This is a genomic window from Enterobacter sp. PL_is514 (genome assembly GCF_055816715.1).
The window spans coordinates 128,165-146,019 of record NZ_JBVPGN010000030.1; the positions used below are offsets into that span (position 1 = coordinate 128,165).

The following is a 17,855-nucleotide window of genomic DNA, read 5'->3' on the forward strand; positions in this document are numbered from 1 at the left end:
AATTACTCTCCATTGTGTAGTGAAGCGCCATCATCCTGCGATGGCGCCGGGTGTTTGCCGGGTATCTGACAGGCGTTCGCCTGCGGTACCAGACTGATTTCGACACGGCGGTTGAGCGCACGCCCTTCCAGGGTGTCGTTGGTTGCGACAGGACGGCTTTCGCCATAGCCCTGCACCGCAAAACAGCTTTCGGGCACGTCGCCGGTGTCACGCATCCAGTTGCGCACCGCTTCGGCGCGTTTCAGAGACAGCGTCTGGTTCAGCTGCGGATTGCCCGTGTTATCGGTATGCCCGGAGACGACAATCAGCCAGCCCGGTTTCGCTTTGATGCCAACCAGTGAATTCACCAGCATCCTGGTGGAACCCGCTTTCAGCACGAACTTGCCGGAATCGAACAGCGACATGCTGTCGAGGCGAATGGTTTTCGGTCCCTGGATGATTTTCTTAATGACTGGTGGAGGCGGTGGCGGAGGTGCCCAGTCGCTGAGAGCGGCCTCAACGAGCGGAACCAGGCGCAGCCCCTGATATAGTCCCAGGCGATAACGTAGTGGTTCCCCACGACGCAGCCAGTCGTCGAGCAACGCACTATCAGCCCGTAGACGCTGCTGCGCGTGCAGTTTCGGTTCAACAGGCTTACCGCTCAGTTGGTGATACAGTGCAAGATGATCGCCAACGTTACGGATGAGACGCTGATTGTTCATCCAGGACGCCAGCATCGCCAACGCAAGGAAAATGCCCCCGAGTAGCCCGGCATAACCCCAGAATACCTTCCGACGGCTAATACCATGTCGGCGTGGTAACGCCGGCAGAAGCAGTTCAGGTAGCGGCAGTGGCTCTGTGGTCACGGCCGCATCCGGCGGCAGCGCCGTCACAGAGGTAATGTGCTGTTGCCAGAGATTGCCCGCGATACCGTTCACTCGCACCATGCACATGCCCTGCACACAGGGCTTCATCACGGGTAACTCACCCCGCCGTACCGACAACAAGTCATTCACCGCGCTCTTCTGCCAGGCAAGCAGACTGTCCAGCCACAGGATCTGACTCAGACGGGAAAAACGTCCGTCTGACCCAGTATCCCGGGCCCACTCCGTCAGTGACACATTGCCCTGACCAGGCTGATAGACCTGAATACCGCTCCGCTGGCTTACCGTGGTAAACCAGACAGGATCGGCTTCCGCATACGCCGCCGGTGGTGACACCCAGGTTACGGTCCATAATGGAGGGAGCGTGCCGAATGCCGCGCGACACTGGACGACAGCACGCTGCCAGCCCCGAAGAGACTGGGTAAAATCATCGCTGGATATGTGCTGCTCAGGCACAACCGCCAGCATGACCGAGATTTGCGACACCAGAGCCGGGCGCACCAAACTCAGGTGCTGTGCAAAGAGCGGTAGTTGCTCTGCATCCTTTACCCACAGATACCAGCCCTGCCGGGTTTCCCGGTAACGGGTTCCGGACACAAAGAGTGGAGCGTTATCACCACAGACAAAGATAACCGCCCCCTGAAAATCTTCCGGCGGCAGGCTTTCATCCACGATCTCACGAACAGCGGTTGCCCTCGCCAGAGAACCCCGACGCTGGCACCAGAAAATAACTCCGGCCGCCAGAGCAACCAGAAGACCGAGTGCTACACGGCTGCCCGTGGACAGTGGCCAGAATCCCAGAACGAGCCACAGCGCCAGAATGGCACCCAGGGCAGTTAACAGACTTCGGTACATATCCCGCATCGCTTACCCCGGCCTGACGATCTGGCTTACCAGTTCGGTAAGCGAAGACGAAAGGAAGAACCAGAGCGCTGCCAGGGCGACAGCGGCCACAACCCAGCTCAGCCAGTACCAGCGACGGCCGCTGCGCAGACGCGATGCGCGGGCAACAATGGGGGCATCTTGTGCCAATGTGAAGGCGGGCACCCGCTCTGCGAGAGCGCGAACAATATCTTCCCTACGCTCATCATCCTGAGCGCGATACTGTCCCACGAACCCCAGTTGCAGAGCCCGGTACATACAGGTCAGGACGGCGGTATCAGGGGCTGTTTCTTTCAGCAGGTTACGGATCCTTTCCCACAGCTCTTCACCTGCGTTGAGGGTACCAAAGAAGTGTGCCTGCAGCGGGTCACGGCGCCAGGTCAGGTAGCCAGCATCGGTGGTTCCCCGGTTCATCACGCTCTCATCAAGCAGTGCACACAGGGTATACACCATATGGTCACGGCTGATGTCGCTGTAACCAGCCTCAGTGAGCGCCGCTTTCGCCTCTTGCACCAGACGGCAGGCCCTCCGGTATAGCCCTTCCCCTTCACGGACTTCCTGACCGCCCCGTATCTGGCTGGCCATCAGCCAGCCCGGGTAGAAAATACGTTCTATCTGGCTGAGTTCAGATTTATTCATGTACGCAGCACCGCAAAGAGTTCGAGATCAACATCCCCCAGCGAGCGCGGGGTATAGAAGGTGCAACAGCCCATCTCAAGCATGGCGCGAGCCGCCTCACTGCTCAGATCCAGCGAGAAATACTGATTCTCAAGGCGCAACGGGATAGCGGCCGGAACATGCGTCAAAGGCTTAATCAGCATCCCACTCAGCGCTACATTCACCACATCCGAAACATCATCAAAGCTGCCCGCTTTACACAACTGCGGGAATTTTGTCTGAAGCTCATGGTTCGGCATGGAAGAACGTACTGAGAGGTAGAAGTCCGCCCCTTCGCGCAGACGCGCGTCGTGCAGGGCACCTTTCCAGATCTGGTCCTGATGCTCGAGGTGGATTCTTACGACCCGCGACGGCAGGCTCGCTTCAAAGAGCTTGTCCAGCAATGCCAGCAAAGGCGGGAATACCCGTTCCGGTGCATCGTGCTGATAAGCAGGAATGTCCCCGGCGTCATGTTCCAGGGAGAATGTCAGCAGGCTGCCGGCAAGACGAGTCAGTTCGCGGTACAGGAGTTCCGGGTGACGATCAGGCGTCTGCAGAAGTTCCGTTAACACCGGCTCGGCGCTGTTCAGCGCATTCAGCAGCCAGAACAGGGAGACATCCGCGACAGCAAAGTCTGCCATCCGCTCATTGCTTTCACGGCGCATAGCCATCAGGCGACGGCGGCGGGCCTGCAGACGAACCAGCAGGTCACCCAGTTCGGTGGCCAGCGACGGGCTTGCAGAAAGGGAAAGCATCGGCGGAATGAAAGCCGGGTCCCGGCTCCACTGCCCCTGAGCATTACGCACCAGGCGGGTCACCGGACAGGTCAGGTATGCCGTATTTTCCTGGCTGGACAAACGCAGGGTCAGCGCATGACGCAAAATGGCCAACTCCCCGCTTTCATGACCAGCCAGTTCCTGCACCACCACACGTTCGGCTTTCCAGCGACGCGGGCGTTCACTGTCCTGTCCGTTATCGAGGTTGCCACCACTGGCGCTCAGCAGCGGCAATGCGGCAACCACCTCAACAGCCTCTGAGCCGTTTGCGGCAGACAAATCACAGACCGGCGGAATATTATCCGCCAGATCCGTATCAACAATCGTGCCATCCTGGAAACTTACGACCAGACGGATGGCATTCAGACGCGAGAGCGCAAGTGCAGCATCATCAAATTCTGCCGCAACCACGCCCCAGGGATGAGAAATACCCATCCGGGCGACCATGCTGGCAACGTGCTCACTCCAGCGGACCTGCTGCTGGAACTGTTGCGGGGCCAGAGCGGCCCCATCCTCCCAAAGTGGGCGGTAAATTTTCATCCCTGATCACCCCTCGCCTTACGATTTCGCTTTCGGCATCTGGGAAACCAGCGACAGGTTTACGTCCATCCCTTCCACCTGGAAGTGCGGGATCGCATACAACTTCACGCGGAAGAAGCCCGGGTTATCCTCAATATCTTCCACCACCACTTTTGCATCACGCAGCGGATGAGATGCCTGCAGTTCGTCGCCCGGATCGGTCATTTCGGTCACCAGACTGCGGACCCAGGTGTTCAGCTCCAGCTCCAGAAGTCGGCGATCCTTGGTGGTACCGATGTTCTCGCGCTGAATCAGCTTCAGGTAGTGGGCAATACGCGACAGCAAGAAGATGTACGGCAGGCGGGCGTTGATGCGGCTGTTGGCCGTTGCATCTGCGGTATCATACAGCGCCGGTTTCTGGGCGGAGTTGGCTGAGAAGAAGCAGGCGTAGTCGCGGTTTTTATAGTAGGACAAAGGAATAAAGCCCAGATTCGCGAACTCGAACTCACGCGTTTCAGGGATCATGACCTCAGACGGGATTTTTACCTGATTGCCGGTACCCAGGTCATAAAGATGGATAGGCAGATCCTGAACCGCACCGCCGGCCTGTGGGCCACGGATTTGTACGCACCAGCCATTATTGATAAAGCTACGCACCATGTTGGACGCGAAGGCAAACGACGCATTCGTCCACAGGTATTTGTCGTGATCCGGACCTTTGACTTCTTCAACATAGTTAAAGCTGCGAACCGGAACGGTATCCGGGCCGTACGGTAAACGTCCCAGTACGCGCGGCATCACCAGACCGATGTAGCGAGCGTCGTCCGTATCGCGGAACGATTTCCACTTGATGTACTCTGCGCGGTCAAAATAGTTACCAATATCTTTAATCGCCGCGACGTCTTCCATGGACTCCTTGAGGAAGAATTTCGGTCCTGCCGAGCCGATAAACGGCATATGCGCAGCCGCGGATACTTTAGAGATGTTGCGCAGCAGAGCGACATCCTGAGCTGAAGCATCGAACTCATAAGCGGAAATCAGCGCCGCAATCGGCTCGCCGCCCGGGGTATCATATTCATCAATATAGGCGTGTTTATACAGACCACTCTGGATGATTTCCGGGCTGTCTTCAAAGTCCTGGCGCAGGTCTTCTTTAGACATGCTCAGAAGCTCAATTTTCACGTTCTGGCGAAAATCCGTTTTATCAACCAGCGACTTCACGCCGCGCCACAGACTCTCAACCGCCTGAAAATCTTCATGGTGCATAACGGCGTCGAGCTGGCGGCTTATCTGGTAATCGAGCTCAGCGATGTGGTGATCGATCAGGCTTTTATCCAGTTTTTCGACTTTCGAGCCTGCCTTGGTCAGGCATTCCAGAAAGACCTGCATACCTGCGGTGAGACGCTCGTCAGCGGTCGCATCCGACATCGCCTGCGCATCTTGCCAGATATCCAGCGCGCTCAGCTCGGAGACAGGGTTCAGATTGATTTTCTCAAACAGTGAGGCGTATACCCCACCCACACCAGGGCGTTCCAGCACCACGCTTTCCCCGCCAGCAGTATTATTTTGTACAGACATGAGCATTCCTTGATTAATCCGTTAAAACAGCATGATGGTTAAGGTTTTTTTGAAGCCAGTGCGGATAGTTCATTACGCAACTCAGCACTAAGTGACTGGTCAAGAACGATTTTCTCCAGCTCTTTTCGGAAAGTCTGGTTATCCAGCAGGTTGGCTTTCAGATCGCGGAGCAAGTTACGCATCGCCAGCATCGCCTTCAGCTGTGGAATTTGGGCTGCCACCTGCTCTGGCGTGAAATCTTTCATGCTCTGGAAAGTCAGCTGAATGTTGTCTTCACCACCATCGTCAGACAGCGTATTTTTAACGGCCAGATTAACTTTTGGGGAATATTCGGAAAGAACGCTATCAAAATTATTTTTCGTGATATTAACCTTTTCACGCTCAGATATTGAAGAAGACTCCCGCCCATTACTGAAATCACCTGTAACCAGTAATTTCAATGGTAATTCCATTTTCTTGCTTGCCCCGCCAGTATGCAGGTCAAGCTTCAGGTTAATACGTGCCTTAGGCACCTCATTCTGAAAACTGTCAGCCATCTCATCACCCCTTTTTGTTTTGCTATGCCAACTTCACGGTATCGTTCTTGATGCGCAATAATAGAATAATGATCGAATCAAAATCAAATACACAGATCTTTTATCTGAGATAAGAAATTTCTTAAGAATTTTCCACTAAAACATTATGGCGAATTACTCTGCCATCTCAGAAAAAGACACTGCTTTTGGTATGCAAACCGAATATTTGTATCGAAAAAATGATCGCATACAGATAGACGCCAGGAAAAATACGTTATATTGATTTGCATCAAAATGTTGAGACCAAAAATCATGAATTGAGGGCAATATATTATTGCAGCGCAATAAAACAGAATGCTTTTCAGTAATGGATACAAACTGAATTATTGGTTGCATAAATAATACATGAGAATTTTCACATGGAATTTTCCTATTCGCGAATGTTGAAGCGATAAATAAACTTCACAAGTGCGTAATCGGTCACGAATAAGTACGCTGCTCTTTTATCCACACACCCTCATCAGAAGATGCTCTCTCTTCCCGGATAGGGCAGACGGCATACTCTTGCATGCGAGTGATTATAAAATCTGTAAAATCAAGCACCTTCCAAACTGCTGCTTTTTTAATCAAAAACGAGTAATAGCACATATCGTATAACGGTGCTACATTACGCCGCCCGCCCAAATCAGCAGTGGCCAGGCAACGCCGTAAAGTTCGGTAAAGCCTGCAACCATCACCTTGAAGAACGGTCTTATCGGCACGTCGTATCGCAAACTCTGCGCTACCTTTACAGGCTTCACATAGGTTTTACTATTTTGTCTCAATCCAAATTTCAACGCGCGTTTTTACACCCGCGTTACTGGTTTACATGGTTTGGTCTTGGCGTTCTCTGGCTGCTGGTTCAACTTCCGTACCCTGTTCTGCGTTTGCTGGGATCGAAACTGGGCAGCGCTTCCCGCGTTTTCCTGAAACGTCGCGAATCCATCGCACGGAAAAATATTGAGCTTTGCTTTCCGCAGTACAATGCCGAAGAGCGCGAGAAGCTCATCGCTGAAAACTTTAAGTCTATCGGCATGGCGCTGCTTGAAACCGGCATGGCCTGGTTCTGGCCGGATGAGCGTGTCCGTAAGTGGTTTGATGTAGAAGGACTGGATAACCTTAAACGCGCGCAGATGCAAAAACGCGGCGTGATGGTCGTCGGCGTTCACTTTATGTCGCTGGAACTGGGTGGCCGCGTGATGGGCCTTTGCCAGCCAATGATGGCGACCTATCGACCCCACAACAGTGCGCTGATGGAGTGGGTCCAGACGCGTGGCCGCATGCGTTCCAATAAGGCGATGATCAGCCGTAATAACCTGCGCGGTATGGTCGGTGCTCTGAAGAAAGGTGAAGCCGTCTGGTTTGCACCCGATCAGGATTATGGACGTAAAGGCAGCAGCTTTGCGCCCTTCTTTGCGGTGAAAGACGTTGCGACGACTAACGGCACCTTTGTCATTTCGCGTCTGTCGGGCGCCTCCATGCTGACCGTAACGATGGTGAGAAAAGCAGATAAGTCAGGCTATCGTCTGCACATCTCCCCTGAAATGGCTAACTATCCGGAAAACGAGTGCGAAGCCGCAGCGTTTATCAATAAAGTCATCGAAACTGAAATCATGCGTGCGCCAGAGCAGTATCTGTGGATGCATCGTCGTTTCAAAACCCGCCCTCTTGGCGAAGCCTCGCTCTATATTTAAGTCTTTTAGGAAGGTTAGTTTCGCTAAGAAACTAACCTTTTCAATCACCTGTCATCCCGTTGAGAAATCGTCTTTCATTGCGTCGCCCAAAGTGAATTTATTGCGATGCGAAATCAAACTGTCGCCGTTCCACGACACTCGTAAGTAACGGAAATTATTTAAAAAAATCCCTCTTGTCACCCCTCATTTTTAGGCGTACATTAGCGCCGTCTGGCAACAGGAAAGCACAGAATTCTGAGCTGGAGTGAGCGGCGTAACGGGAAAATTCTCATTTCCGTTTTGACCGGATTTCAGTTCTCTATAATCAGGTGGACTCTGTTTTTAAATGCGTACCACAAGATACGCGGAGCGATGAAACGTGAAATATTTCTTTATGGGCATTTCGGTGATTGTTTTAGTCTGGGCCGGAACCTTTGCCCTGATGATCTAGTGAAGAACATGCGGTCAAAAAAACAGGAGCCATCGGCTCCTGTTTTTTTATGTCATGACGACGCGGGATGTTCAGCGACGCTCTTTGAAGTGAGAAGACCGTCGGCCCGGAACATACTCTTGATGCCCCTCACCGCCTGACGGATACGATCGCTGTTTTCAATCAGGGCAAATCGCACATGGGTGTCGCCGTAATCACCAAAGCCAATGCCCGGTGATACGCACACCTTCGCATCCTGCAGCAGCTTTTTGGCAAACTCCAGCGAGCCCATCGCCGCGTAAGGCTCCGGAATTTTCGCCCAGACGTACATGGACGCCTTCGGCATTTCCACCATCCAGCCCGCTTCATGCAAGCCCTTTACCAGCACGTCACGGCGGCGCTTATACTGGGCGGCAATCTCGTGAACGCACTGCTGGTCGCCTTCCAGGGCAGCGATAGCCGCGACCTGTAGCGGCGTGAAGGTACCGTAGTCGTGGTAACTCTTAATGCGCGCCAGGGCACTCACCAGCGTTTTGTTACCCACCATAAAGCCAATACGCCAGCCCGCCATGTTGTAGCTTTTTGACAGCGTAAAGAACTCTACCGCCACGTCACGCGCCCCCGGGACCTGCATAATGGAAGGGGCTTTCCAGCCGTCATAGACGATGTCAGCGTAGGCTAAATCGTGAACCACCAGCACGTCATAACGTTTAGCCAGGGCGACGACTTTCTCGAAGAAATCGAGCTCCACGCACTGGGCCGTTGGGTTCGACGGGAAACCGAGGATCATCATCTTCGGTTTCGGATAACTTTCGCGAATCGCACGCTCAAGTTCGTTAAAGAAATCAACACCTTCCACCAGCGGAACGGAACGGACCTGCGCCCCGGCAATCACCGCGCCGTAAATGTGGATCGGGTAGCTTGGATTAGGCACCAGCACCGTATCACCATGATCCAGCGTGGCCAACATCAGGTGTGCCAGCCCCTCTTTCGAGCCGATGGTAACAATCGCTTCACTTTCCGGATCGATATCAACCTGATAGCGATCCTGATACCAGCGCGAGATCGCGCGACGCAATCTGGGAATACCGCGAGAGGTCGAGTAGCCGTGCGTATCCGGACGCTGGGCAACCGTGCAGAGCTTTTCAACGATATGCGGTGGCGTTGGGCCGTCAGGGTTACCCATGCTGAAATCGATAATGTCTTCGCCGCGCCGACGCGCAGCCATTTTCAGTTCAGCAGTGATGTTGAAAACATAAGGGGGGAGACGATCGATACGCGTAAAACGGCGTTCAGGACTGAATTCAGCCATAGATTCCTCAGATTAACGTTAGCGCCCGGACCGTCCGAGCGACGCTGCCACCGATGTGGCATGCTTAGAAAATAACCTGAAAAAAATCATGCTGTCGAGAGGGAAATGAAAAAAAAGCGATCGCCTGAAAACCGGAACCCGGCAGTGCTAAAAAGCGGAAGCCCCTGTTTCAGGGTTGGCTTTCTGATAGCCGTTATTTAACAGGATGATATCAAAACAGTTACCTGACGATACGCTGGCTATAAAAAATCAGGCCGTGTCCGTGACCGCCGGACAATCCCCTTTAAGAATTATGGTTTTTCCTCATTTGATAAACCTGACGGATAGCTGGTCAATACGCGTCAGGTTTTTTATCATGGTTCTTTCCCGTTTTCCCAGGTCTACTCGTGCACGAAATATTCACTATGCTGCTGGCGGTTTTTGACCGTGCGGCATTAATGCTGATTTGCCTGTTCTTCCTCATCCGCATTCGCCTGTTTCGCGAGCTGTTGCACAAATCCGCCCACTCGCCAAAAGAGCTGCTGGCCGTTACCGCCATCTTTTCGCTGTTCGCCTTGTTCAGCACCTGGTCAGGCGTGCCGGTAGAGGGCTCGCTTGTTAACGTACGCATTATCGCCGTGATGTCCGGCGGAATTTTGTTTGGCCCGTGGGTGGGCGTTATCACCGGCGTGATTGCCGGAACCCATCGCTACCTGATTGATATCGGCGGCGTAACGGCGGTGCCCTGCTTTATTACCAGCATTATCGCCGGGATGCTCTCCGGCTGGATCAGCCGCAAAATCCCGAAAAAACAGCGCTGGCGCGCAGGGATCGTCGCAGGCATGGTATGCGAAACGCTGACCATGATCCTGGTCGTCGTCTGGGCCCCGACCACCGCGCTGGGGCTGGATATCGTCTCGAAAATCGGGATTCCGATGATCCTGGGCAGCGTGTGCATCGGTTTTATCGTGCTGCTGGTGCAAAGCGTTGAAGGGGAAAAAGAGGCCAGCGCCGCCCGTCAGGCCAAGCTGGCGCTGGATATCGCCAACAAAACGCTACCGCTTTTCCGCCACGTTAACGCGGAGTCGTTGCGTCAGGTCTGCGAAATTATCCGCCACGACATCCACGCTGACGCCGTCGCCATCACCAACATTGACCACGTGCTGGCCTACGTTGGCGTCGGGGAACACAACTATCGCGACAACGATGACACCATCAGCCCAACCACCAGACAGGCGATCAACTACGGTAAAATCATCATTAAAAACAATGATGAAGCCCACCGAACGCCGGAAATCCACTCGATGCTGGTGATCCCGCTGTGGGAGAAAGGCGTCGTGACGGGCACCCTGAAAATTTATTACTGTCACGCGCATCAGATCACCTCCTCGCTCCAGGAGATGGCGATTGGCCTGTCGCAGATTATCTCCACCCAGCTGGAAGTCTCCCGTGCAGAACAGCTGCGTGAGATGGCAAATAAGGCAGAGCTGCGCGCGCTGCAGAGCAAAATCAATCCCCATTTCCTGTTTAACGCGCTGAACGCGATCTCCTCGTCCATTCGTCTTAATCCGGACACCGCGCGCCAGCTGATTTTTAACCTGTCCCGCTATCTGCGCTACAACATCGAGCTGAAAGATGACGAGCAGATCGACATCAAAAAAGAGCTGTATCAGATCAAGGACTACATCGCCATTGAACAGGCGCGCTTTGGTGACAAGCTCACGGTCATTTACGATATTGATGAAGAGGTCAACTGCGTGATTCCGAGCCTGCTTATCCAGCCGCTGGTCGAAAACGCGATTGTTCACGGCATTCAGCCCTGTAAAGGCAAAGGGGTGGTCACCATCAGCATCACCGAAAGCGGTAACCGGGTACGCATTGCCGTGCGCGATACCGGCCACGGGATTGACCCAAAAGTCATTGAGCGCGTGGAGTCTAACGAGATGCCCGGAAATAAAATCGGCCTGCTGAACGTGCACCACCGGGTCAAGCTGCTTTACGGCGACGGACTGCATATTCAGCGTCTTGAGCCGGGCACCGAAATTGCTTTTTACGTCCCGAATGAGCGCTCTCCCGTTCATTCGACAACATCACTGTTACCCCAGGTGGAGTAACCCATGAAAGTTATCATCGTAGAAGATGAATTCCTGGCTCAACAGGAGCTCACCTGGCTTATCAACACCCACAGCCAGATGGAGATTGTGGGTACGTTTGATGATGGTCTGGACGTGCTGAAGTTTTTGCAGCATAACCGGGTCGACGCCATCTTCCTGGATATCAACATTCCGTCGCTGGATGGCGTATTGCTGGCGCAAAACATCAATCAGTTTGCCCATAAGCCGTTTATCGTTTTCGTTACCGCCTGGAAAGAGCACGCCGTTGAGGCCTTCGAGCTGGAGGCGTTTGACTATATCCTTAAGCCTTACCAGGAGTCGCGGATTGTCAGCATGCTGCAAAAGCTGGAGGCCGCATGGCAGCAGCAGACCGCCCCCGCTAGCGCCACCCCAACGGTACGGGAAAACGACACCATTAATCTGGTCAAAGATGAGCGCATCATCGTGACGCCGGTCAATGATATCTACTATGCCGAAGCCCATGAAAAGATGACGTTTGTTTATACGCGGCGGGAATCTTACGTGATGGCGATGAACATCACCGAGTTTTGCAACAAGCTGCCTGCGTCGCACTTTTTCCGTTGCCACCGGTCGTTCTGCGTGAATTTAAACAAGATCCGCGAAATCGAACCGTGGTTTAACAACACCTACATTTTGCGCCTGAAGGATCTGGATTTTCAGGTGCCGGTGAGCCGCAGCAAGGTGAAAGAGTTCCGCCAGCTGATGCACCTGTAAAGAAAAAGCCCTCTCCCGCGGGAGAGGGCCATGCATCAGAGAATTTGACCGAGAACCTGACGCAGGTGGGCACCCGACCCCAGCAGGCCTGGATTATCATGCACGATCAGATAAACCGGAATGTCCTGCACGTAGCTTCTGAAGCGCCCTTTATCCTCAAACCCGCCGCGGAAGCCCGAGGCTTTAAAGAAGTCGAGGAAGCGCGGTACGATCCCGCCCGCAATATAGACCCCACCGAAGGTGCCCAGCGTCAGCGCCAGGTTGCCGCCGAAGCGTCCCATAATCACGCAGAACAGCGACAGGGCACGACGGCAGTCAATGCAGCTGTCCGCCAGCGCGCGTTCGGTGACGTCTTTCGGCTGCAGGTTTTCCGGCAGACGACCGTCAGATTTCACAATCGCACGGTACAGGTTCACCAGCCCCGGCCCCGAAAGGACGCGCTCGGCGGAGACGTGGCCGATCTCAGCGCGTAATTCTTCGAGGATAATGCCCTCTTCTTCGCTGTTTGGCGCAAAGTCTACGTGGCCGCCTTCACCCGGCAGGCTCACCCAGCGCTGAGCAACGTGCACCAGATGTGAAACGCCCAGGCCGGTACCGGCCCCGTAAACCGCAATCGGCTTACCTTCGACAGGTTCAGCGCCGCCAAACTGGATCAGATGCTCCGGCTTCAGCATCGGGATCGCCATGGACACCGCGGTGAAGTCATTGATGATTTCAAGATGCGCAAAGCCGAGGTTTTTTTTCATCTCGGCGATGGAGAATGCCCAGGTATGGTTGGTCATTGCGACCCAGTCGCCGGTTATCGGGCAGGCAATGGCGATGCAGCCATCTTCAACGCTAACCTGATGCTCGTCCAGATAGACGCGGACAACGGCCTCAAGGCTTGGATAATCCAGCCCTGAGTAGGTTTTCGCCCGGGAAATTTCACCGCTACTTACATCGCATAATGCGAGGCGCGCGTTTGTGCCGCCCACATCACCTACCAAAGCATACTTTGTCATTCTTCTACTGCTCCGCTAAAGTCAGAATAAATCTTTGGGACACTGTAAATTCAAGGCGTGATAACAACAACGGCCGTAAGGTGAATGCCCATGGATTATCGATCTTCGTCACAGAATAACTTTACCGTTTCAGCACCTTTTGCACTATTGCCATAAAGCTTAATGTGCAAAGTAACGTAATACCGTTTTGTACAAGGAAATCATCATGCTCCACCCGCGAGCCAGAACCATGCTGTTGCTGGCTATTCCGGCGCTAATCATTGGCGTGGTTTCAAGCCTGGTGCTCATTGTCGTGATGAAAGTCGCGTCGGTGCTGCAAACACTATTATGGAACGCGCTTCCTGCAGGACTGGGGGTCACCGCGGATTCTCCTGCCTGGATCGTTGTGATGCTAACGTTGACCGGTATTGCGGTGGGCCTGGTGATCCGTTTCAGTCCTGGCCATGCTGGACCAGACCCGGCACAGGAACCGCTGATTGGTGCCCCGGTTTCCCCTTCGGCACTGCCGGGGCTGATTATCGCGTTGATTCTCGGTCTGGCCGGTGGCGTCAGCCTGGGACCAGAGCATCCGATTATGGCGGTCAACATTGGCCTGGCGGTTTTCCTCGGTTCACGCATTTTGCCCCGCGTCGGCGCGCTGGACTGGACCATTCTCGCCTCCGCAGGCACCATCGGAGCGCTTTTCGGTACACCCGTCGCTGCCGCACTGATCTTTTCGCAGACGCTCAGCAGCAATAACGACGTCCCCCTCTGGGATAAACTCTTTGCGCCGCTGATGGCCGCCGCCGCCGGGGCGTTGACCACCAGCCTGTTTTTCCATCCTCATTTTTCCCTCTCACTCCCCCACTACGGCCAGATGCAAATCGCCGATATTTTCAGCGGCGCCATCGTCGTTGCTATCGCCATCGCGCTGGGGATGGTGGCGGTATGGTGCCTTCCACGTCTGCACCGGCTAATGCATAGACTCAAACACCCGGTGTTAATTCTGGGGGCTGGCGGTTTGATCCTCGGTATTTTAGGGGCAATCGGTGGGCCGGTGACGCTGTTTAAAGGTCTGGACGAGATGCAGCAGCTGGCCTTCAGCCAGGTATTTAGCGTCTCCGACTATCTGCTGTTTGCCGTAATCAAGCTGGCAGCGCTGGTGGTGGCGGCCGCCTGCGGTTTCCGCGGTGGACGCATCTTCCCGGCGGTCTTTGTTGGCGTCGCGCTGGGGCTGATGCTGCACGAACATGTCGATGCGGTGCCGGCGGCGATTACCGTCTCATGCTCTATTCTGGGACTGGTTCTGGTGGTCACGCGCGACGCGTGGCTCAGCCTGTTCATGGCGGCGGTAGTCGTACCGGATTCGACGCTTTTCCCTCTGCTTTGTATCGTGATGTTGCCCGCCTGGCTCCTGCTGGCGGGCAAACCGATGATGATGGCCTGGCGAAACGACAAGTAGTCAGGCGTTATTGCGCGCTTCCAGCGCTTTGGTAAGCGCCCCCAGCAGCGGTGGGATATCTGCTTTCGGCAGCATCACCTCAATCAGCGAGAGCCGCTCGTGGTGCGCTACTTTTTCAAGGACGTCCGCCAGCTGCTCCGCTTCACTGACCCGCCAGCACTGGGCCTGAGGATCAAGGCTCAGTGCCTGCGGGATTTGCGTCCAGTTCCATAGCGCAATGTCGTTATACCGCTGCTCAGGCCCGTGGATCGCCCTTTCTACCGTGTACCCTTCGTTGTTCAGAACCAGAATGATGGGGTGCTGTTTATCCCGCAGCATCGAGCCTAGCTCCTGAATAGTGAGCTGCGCCGCGCCATCCCCCGTCAGCACAATCACGCGCCGGTTCGGGCAGGCCGTTTGCGCGCCAAATGCCGCCGCCAGCGTATAGCCGATCGATCCCCACAGCGGCTGGACGATAAAATTCACGTCAGCCGGCAGACGAAGGTCGATCGCGCCGAAGGCCGAGGTGCCCTGATCCGCAAGAATGATGTCCCCCGGGCGGATAAACGTCTGCAACGTTTGCCAGAAATTCGCCTGCGTCAGCGAGCCATCCGGCTGCGGGTAGGCCATCGAGCTTTGAGAGGCCGGTACCGGCGTATCGTGTACGTGCTGTTTACACAGCTCCACCAGCGTTTCGATTGCCTGGAGCATGGGGATGCCGGTAAACCAGATATCACCGACGCGTGAGGCATGAGGCTGAACTTCTATCGTCTGTGCCGGGGTAAGCTGATGCGTGAAACCGGCGGTCAGGGTGTCGGTAAAACGTGTGCCGATGCACAGCACGGTATCCGCCCCTTCAATCGCCTCTTTTACCGCGCCAGCGCTCGCCGAACCGCTGTACGTGCCGTAAAAACCGGCGTGACGCTCGTCGAATATCCCTTTGCCCATCAGCATGGTGGCGTGTGCCATCGGCACGTCTTTTACCCATTTCTGTAGCGCATGCTTCAGGCCATGGCGCAGGACAAGGAAATCGGCCAGCAGCGCAGTACGCTTGCTCCTGGCAAGCCTGTTTTCTGCGGCATCCCGGAACGCTTTCAGACAGGCGCTATCGGCATGCGCGTGCCGGAGAGTGAGAGCGTTTACAGGCGGTGTGGCGGCCTTTTTAGCCACGTCGGCGGGCAGCATCAGATAGCCGGGACGACGTTCCCGGAGCATGGTCGTTAATACCCGGTCGATTTCATAACAGGCGTTTTGTTCGGTCAGGATCGCCTGTGCAGCGGTGATCGGTTCGCTCATATGGTAAAAATGACGAAACTCACCGTCGCCCAGCGTATGGTGCAGCAGCTCACCTCTTTGCTGTGACGCCGTACCCGGCGCACCCACAATATGCAAGACCGGAACGTGCTCGGCGTAGCTGCCCGCAATGCCGTTCATGGCGCTTAACTCTCCTACGCCAAATGTCGTCAGCAGCGCGGCGAAGCCCTTACATCGGGCATATCCGTCCGCGGCATAAGAGGCGTTTAACTCGTTGGCACAGCCCACCCAACAGATATCCGGGCTGTCTATCACATGGTCGAGAAACTGCAGGTTATAGTCGCCCGGCACGCCAAACAGATGATCGGCTCCACAATCTGTAAGACGGTCCAGCAGGTAATCGGCGACGCAGTATGGGGTACGCATAAACAGGTATCCTTCTAATGTTTTGACCTCACCTTGAGTATTAAATAAGCGTGATGGCTGTCCAGAATTGGCGATAAGAAGACCATGGAAAGAATGCTTTACAAAAAAGGCTGCGCTATGCTGCTTTTTTTCACGTAAATGTAAACGCATACACTGATTTTTTACTTCAGCGCCAGAGGTTACGAAAATGGGTTATCAGCCGGATAAAAATCGTTACGGGACAATGGAGTATCGCCGCTGCGGGCAAAGCGGGCTCAAGTTGCCCGCCATCTCGCTTGGGCTGTGGCATAACTTTGGTGACACCACCCTTATCGAAAACAGCCGTCAACTTTTACAGCGTGCGTTCGATCTGGGCATTACGCATTTCGACCTTGCCAACAACTATGGCCCGCCGCCCGGATCCGCGGAACGTAATTTCGGCCGTATTTTGCAGGAGGATTTCCTGCCCTGGCGCGACGAGCTGATCGTCTCCACCAAAGCGGGTTATACCATGTGGGAGGGGCCTTACGGCGACTGGGGATCACGCAAATATCTGCTGGCAAGCCTCGATCAAAGCCTGAAGCGCATGGGGCTGGAGTATGTGGATATCTTCTATCATCACCGGCCAGATCCGGAAACGCCGCTGCAGGAAACCATGAAAGCGCTTGACCATGTGGTGCGCCAGGGAAAAGCTCTGTATGTCGGGTTATCCAACTACCCGGCTGTTCTGGCTCGCCAGGCGATTGATATCCTTAATGACCTCGGTACGCCCTGTCTGATCCACCAGCCGAAATACTCCCTCTTTGAACGTGCGCCGGAAGCGGGACTGCTGAACGTGCTGCAGGAAAAAGGGGTTGGCTGTATTCCCTTCTCGCCCCTGGCCGGCGGGCAACTGACCAACCGCTATCTGAACGGCATTCCGGCAGACTCACGCGCGGCAAGCGGCAGTCAGTTCCTTAACCCTGACCAGATAACCGAAGAGAAGCTGGAGAAGGTTAGAAAGCTGAACGCCATGGCGGAAGAGCGCGGCCAGAAGTTGTCCCAGATGGCGCTGGCCTGGGTATTGCGCCATGAGGAAGTAACCTCGGTGCTGATTGGGGCAAGTAAAGCGGCGCAGATTGATGACGCCGTGGGCATGCTGGCAAACCGCCATTTCTCTGAGGAAGAACTGTCCCGTATAGAAGGCATTCTGATCAGCTCAAAATAGAACCACTTTTAGCAAAAAGTGCTCTCCCTCAGGAATTCGGAGTTGAGGCGATGAAACGAGGCTTTACCAACTCGTAAAATTGCGTTAACAGGCCCCACAAAGGCCCCGATCGTGAAGGAGAAAGAGTATGTTCAGGTCACTGATTCTTGCAGCGGTATTACTGGCTTCAGCCCCGCTGATCGCCACTGCGGGCGAAATCACCCTGTTGCCATCAGTAAAATTACAAATTGGCGATCGTGATGACTACGGCAGATACTGGGACGGTGGCTACTGGCGCGACCGTGACTACTGGAACCGTCACTATGAGTGGCGCGGAGACCGCTGGTGGAAACATGATAACGGCAGACACCGCGGCTGGTATAAAGACAGCGCCTACGAGCGCGGCTACCGTGAAGGGTGGAACGATCGTGATGACCGTCGCGGCGGCTGGGGTCGCGGCAAAGGTCACGGACATGGCCACCACGGTCATGACGACTAATAGCAAAAAGGAGCCTCA

16 protein-coding genes are annotated in these 17,855 nt (G+C 54.7%); 7 read left to right on the plus strand and 9 right to left on the minus strand.

Going from position 1 to position 17,855, the window contains the following annotated elements:
• Positions 1–2: 2 nt before the first annotated feature.
• The 6 genes from AC0TNG_RS09865 to AC0TNG_RS09890 form a co-directional block, all read right to left on the minus strand.
• The gene (locus AC0TNG_RS09865; protein WP_473713437.1) at positions 3–1,727 is read right to left on the minus strand and encodes an OmpA family protein; all 1,725 of its coding nucleotides are present in this window, start codon (positions 1,725–1,727) and stop codon (positions 3–5) included.
• 3 nt (positions 1,728–1,730) lie between these two features.
• Positions 1,731–2,384, minus strand: coding sequence for a type VI secretion system protein TssL, short form (gene tssL, locus AC0TNG_RS09870; RefSeq protein WP_473713438.1), 654 nt, complete (start codon positions 2,382–2,384; stop codon positions 1,731–1,733).
• A complete protein-coding gene (tssK, locus tag AC0TNG_RS09875; RefSeq protein ID WP_090420035.1) occupies positions 2,381–3,718 on the minus strand; it encodes a type VI secretion system baseplate subunit TssK in 1,338 nt (445 codons plus the stop codon). Before tssK ends, tssL begins: the two co-directional genes overlap by 4 nt.
• 18 nt (positions 3,719–3,736) lie before the next feature.
• Positions 3,737–5,281 carry a type VI secretion system contractile sheath large subunit gene (tssC, locus tag AC0TNG_RS09880; RefSeq protein ID WP_248165307.1) on the minus strand — a complete coding sequence of 515 codons (1,545 nt, stop codon included), beginning with the start codon at positions 5,279–5,281 and terminating at the stop codon, positions 3,737–3,739.
• 32 nt (positions 5,282–5,313) lie between these two features.
• A complete protein-coding gene (gene tssB / locus AC0TNG_RS09885) occupies positions 5,314–5,811 on the minus strand; it encodes a type VI secretion system contractile sheath small subunit (protein ID WP_090420038.1) in 498 nt (165 codons plus the stop codon).
• Between the two features lie 641 nt (positions 5,812–6,452).
• Entirely contained in the window at positions 6,453–6,590 is a 138-nt protein-coding gene (locus AC0TNG_RS09890) for a hypothetical protein (protein WP_159427010.1), read from the minus strand.
• A gap of 12 nt (positions 6,591–6,602) precedes the next feature.
• Here AC0TNG_RS09890 and lpxP point away from each other — a divergent pair, with 12 nt between their 5' ends.
• On the plus strand, positions 6,603–7,523 hold the full coding sequence (gene lpxP, locus AC0TNG_RS09895) for a kdo(2)-lipid IV(A) palmitoleoyltransferase (RefSeq protein WP_024907634.1): 921 nt from the start codon (positions 6,603–6,605) through the stop codon (positions 7,521–7,523).
• Positions 7,524–7,881: 358 nt separating this feature from the next.
• Positions 7,882–7,953, plus strand: a complete 72-nt coding sequence (ypdK, locus tag AC0TNG_RS09900) for a membrane protein YpdK (RefSeq protein ID WP_099458937.1) — start codon at positions 7,882–7,884, stop codon at positions 7,951–7,953.
• A 52-nt stretch (positions 7,954–8,005) separates the two neighbouring features.
• Here the strand turns inward: ypdK and alaC are convergent, their stop codons facing one another.
• Entirely contained in the window at positions 8,006–9,244 is a 1,239-nt protein-coding gene (gene alaC / locus AC0TNG_RS09905) for an alanine transaminase (protein ID WP_023308710.1), read from the minus strand.
• A 386-nt stretch (positions 9,245–9,630) separates the two neighbouring features.
• On the opposite strand from alaC, the gene AC0TNG_RS09910 reads away from it, so the two are divergent.
• Together AC0TNG_RS09910 and AC0TNG_RS09915 are read left to right on the plus strand one after the other, a co-directional pair.
• Positions 9,631–11,337, plus strand: coding sequence for a LytS/YhcK type 5TM receptor domain-containing protein (locus tag AC0TNG_RS09910; RefSeq protein WP_267215125.1), 1,707 nt, complete (start codon positions 9,631–9,633; stop codon positions 11,335–11,337).
• Positions 11,338–11,340: 3 nt separating this feature from the next.
• Positions 11,341–12,072 carry a LytR/AlgR family response regulator transcription factor gene (locus AC0TNG_RS09915; protein WP_048990067.1) on the plus strand — a complete coding sequence of 244 codons (732 nt, stop codon included), beginning with the start codon at positions 11,341–11,343 and terminating at the stop codon, positions 12,070–12,072.
• 35 nt (positions 12,073–12,107) lie between these two features.
• Here AC0TNG_RS09915 and glk read toward each other — a convergent pair whose 3' ends face one another.
• Positions 12,108–13,073 carry a glucokinase gene (gene glk, locus AC0TNG_RS09920; protein ID WP_048029635.1) on the minus strand — a complete coding sequence of 322 codons (966 nt, stop codon included), beginning with the start codon at positions 13,071–13,073 and terminating at the stop codon, positions 12,108–12,110.
• Positions 13,074–13,278: 205 nt separating this feature from the next.
• On the opposite strand from glk, the gene AC0TNG_RS09925 reads away from it, so the two are divergent.
• Positions 13,279–14,514, plus strand: coding sequence for an ion channel protein (locus AC0TNG_RS09925; RefSeq protein ID WP_048990063.1), 1,236 nt, complete (start codon positions 13,279–13,281; stop codon positions 14,512–14,514).
• On the opposite strand, the gene ipdC is transcribed toward AC0TNG_RS09925, so the two are convergent.
• The gene (ipdC, locus tag AC0TNG_RS09930) at positions 14,515–16,173 is read right to left on the minus strand and encodes an indolepyruvate decarboxylase (protein WP_048990061.1); all 1,659 of its coding nucleotides are present in this window, start codon (positions 16,171–16,173) and stop codon (positions 14,515–14,517) included.
• Between the two features lie 187 nt (positions 16,174–16,360).
• Here ipdC and mgrA point away from each other — a divergent pair, with 187 nt between their 5' ends.
• Positions 16,361–17,359, plus strand: coding sequence for an L-glyceraldehyde 3-phosphate reductase (gene mgrA / locus AC0TNG_RS09935; RefSeq protein ID WP_473713439.1), 999 nt, complete (start codon positions 16,361–16,363; stop codon positions 17,357–17,359).
• A 127-nt stretch (positions 17,360–17,486) separates the two neighbouring features.
• The gene (locus AC0TNG_RS09940; RefSeq protein WP_024907627.1) at positions 17,487–17,837 is read left to right on the plus strand and encodes a DUF2502 domain-containing protein; all 351 of its coding nucleotides are present in this window, start codon (positions 17,487–17,489) and stop codon (positions 17,835–17,837) included.
• Positions 17,838–17,855 lie beyond the last annotated feature (18 nt).

Bases quoted from the DNA above. Each gene is read 5' to 3' on its own strand.
- AC0TNG_RS09865 (WP_473713437.1), bottom strand. From the start codon at position 1,727: ATGCGGGATATGTACCGAAGTCTGTTAACTGCCCTGGGTGCCATTCTG.
- tssL (WP_473713438.1), bottom strand. From the start codon at position 2,384: ATGAATAAATCTGAACTCAGCCAGATAGAACGTATTTTCTACCCGGGC.
- tssK (WP_090420035.1), bottom strand. From the start codon at position 3,718: ATGAAAATTTACCGCCCACTTTGGGAGGATGGGGCCGCTCTGGCCCCG.
- tssC (WP_248165307.1), bottom strand. From the start codon at position 5,281: ATGCTCATGTCTGTACAAAATAATACTGCTGGCGGGGAAAGCGTGGTG.
- tssB (WP_090420038.1), bottom strand. From the start codon at position 5,811: ATGGCTGACAGTTTTCAGAATGAGGTGCCTAAGGCACGTATTAACCTG.
- alaC (WP_023308710.1), bottom strand. From the start codon at position 9,244: ATGGCTGAATTCAGTCCTGAACGCCGTTTTACGCGTATCGATCGTCTC.
- AC0TNG_RS09915 (WP_048990067.1), top strand. From the start codon at position 11,341: ATGAAAGTTATCATCGTAGAAGATGAATTCCTGGCTCAACAGGAGCTC.
- glk (WP_048029635.1), bottom strand. From the start codon at position 13,073: ATGACAAAGTATGCTTTGGTAGGTGATGTGGGCGGCACAAACGCGCGC.
- AC0TNG_RS09925 (WP_048990063.1), top strand. From the start codon at position 13,279: ATGCTCCACCCGCGAGCCAGAACCATGCTGTTGCTGGCTATTCCGGCG.
- ipdC (WP_048990061.1), bottom strand. From the start codon at position 16,173: ATGCGTACCCCATACTGCGTCGCCGATTACCTGCTGGACCGTCTTACA.
- mgrA (WP_473713439.1), top strand. From the start codon at position 16,361: ATGGGTTATCAGCCGGATAAAAATCGTTACGGGACAATGGAGTATCGC.
- AC0TNG_RS09940 (WP_024907627.1), top strand. From the start codon at position 17,487: ATGTTCAGGTCACTGATTCTTGCAGCGGTATTACTGGCTTCAGCCCCG.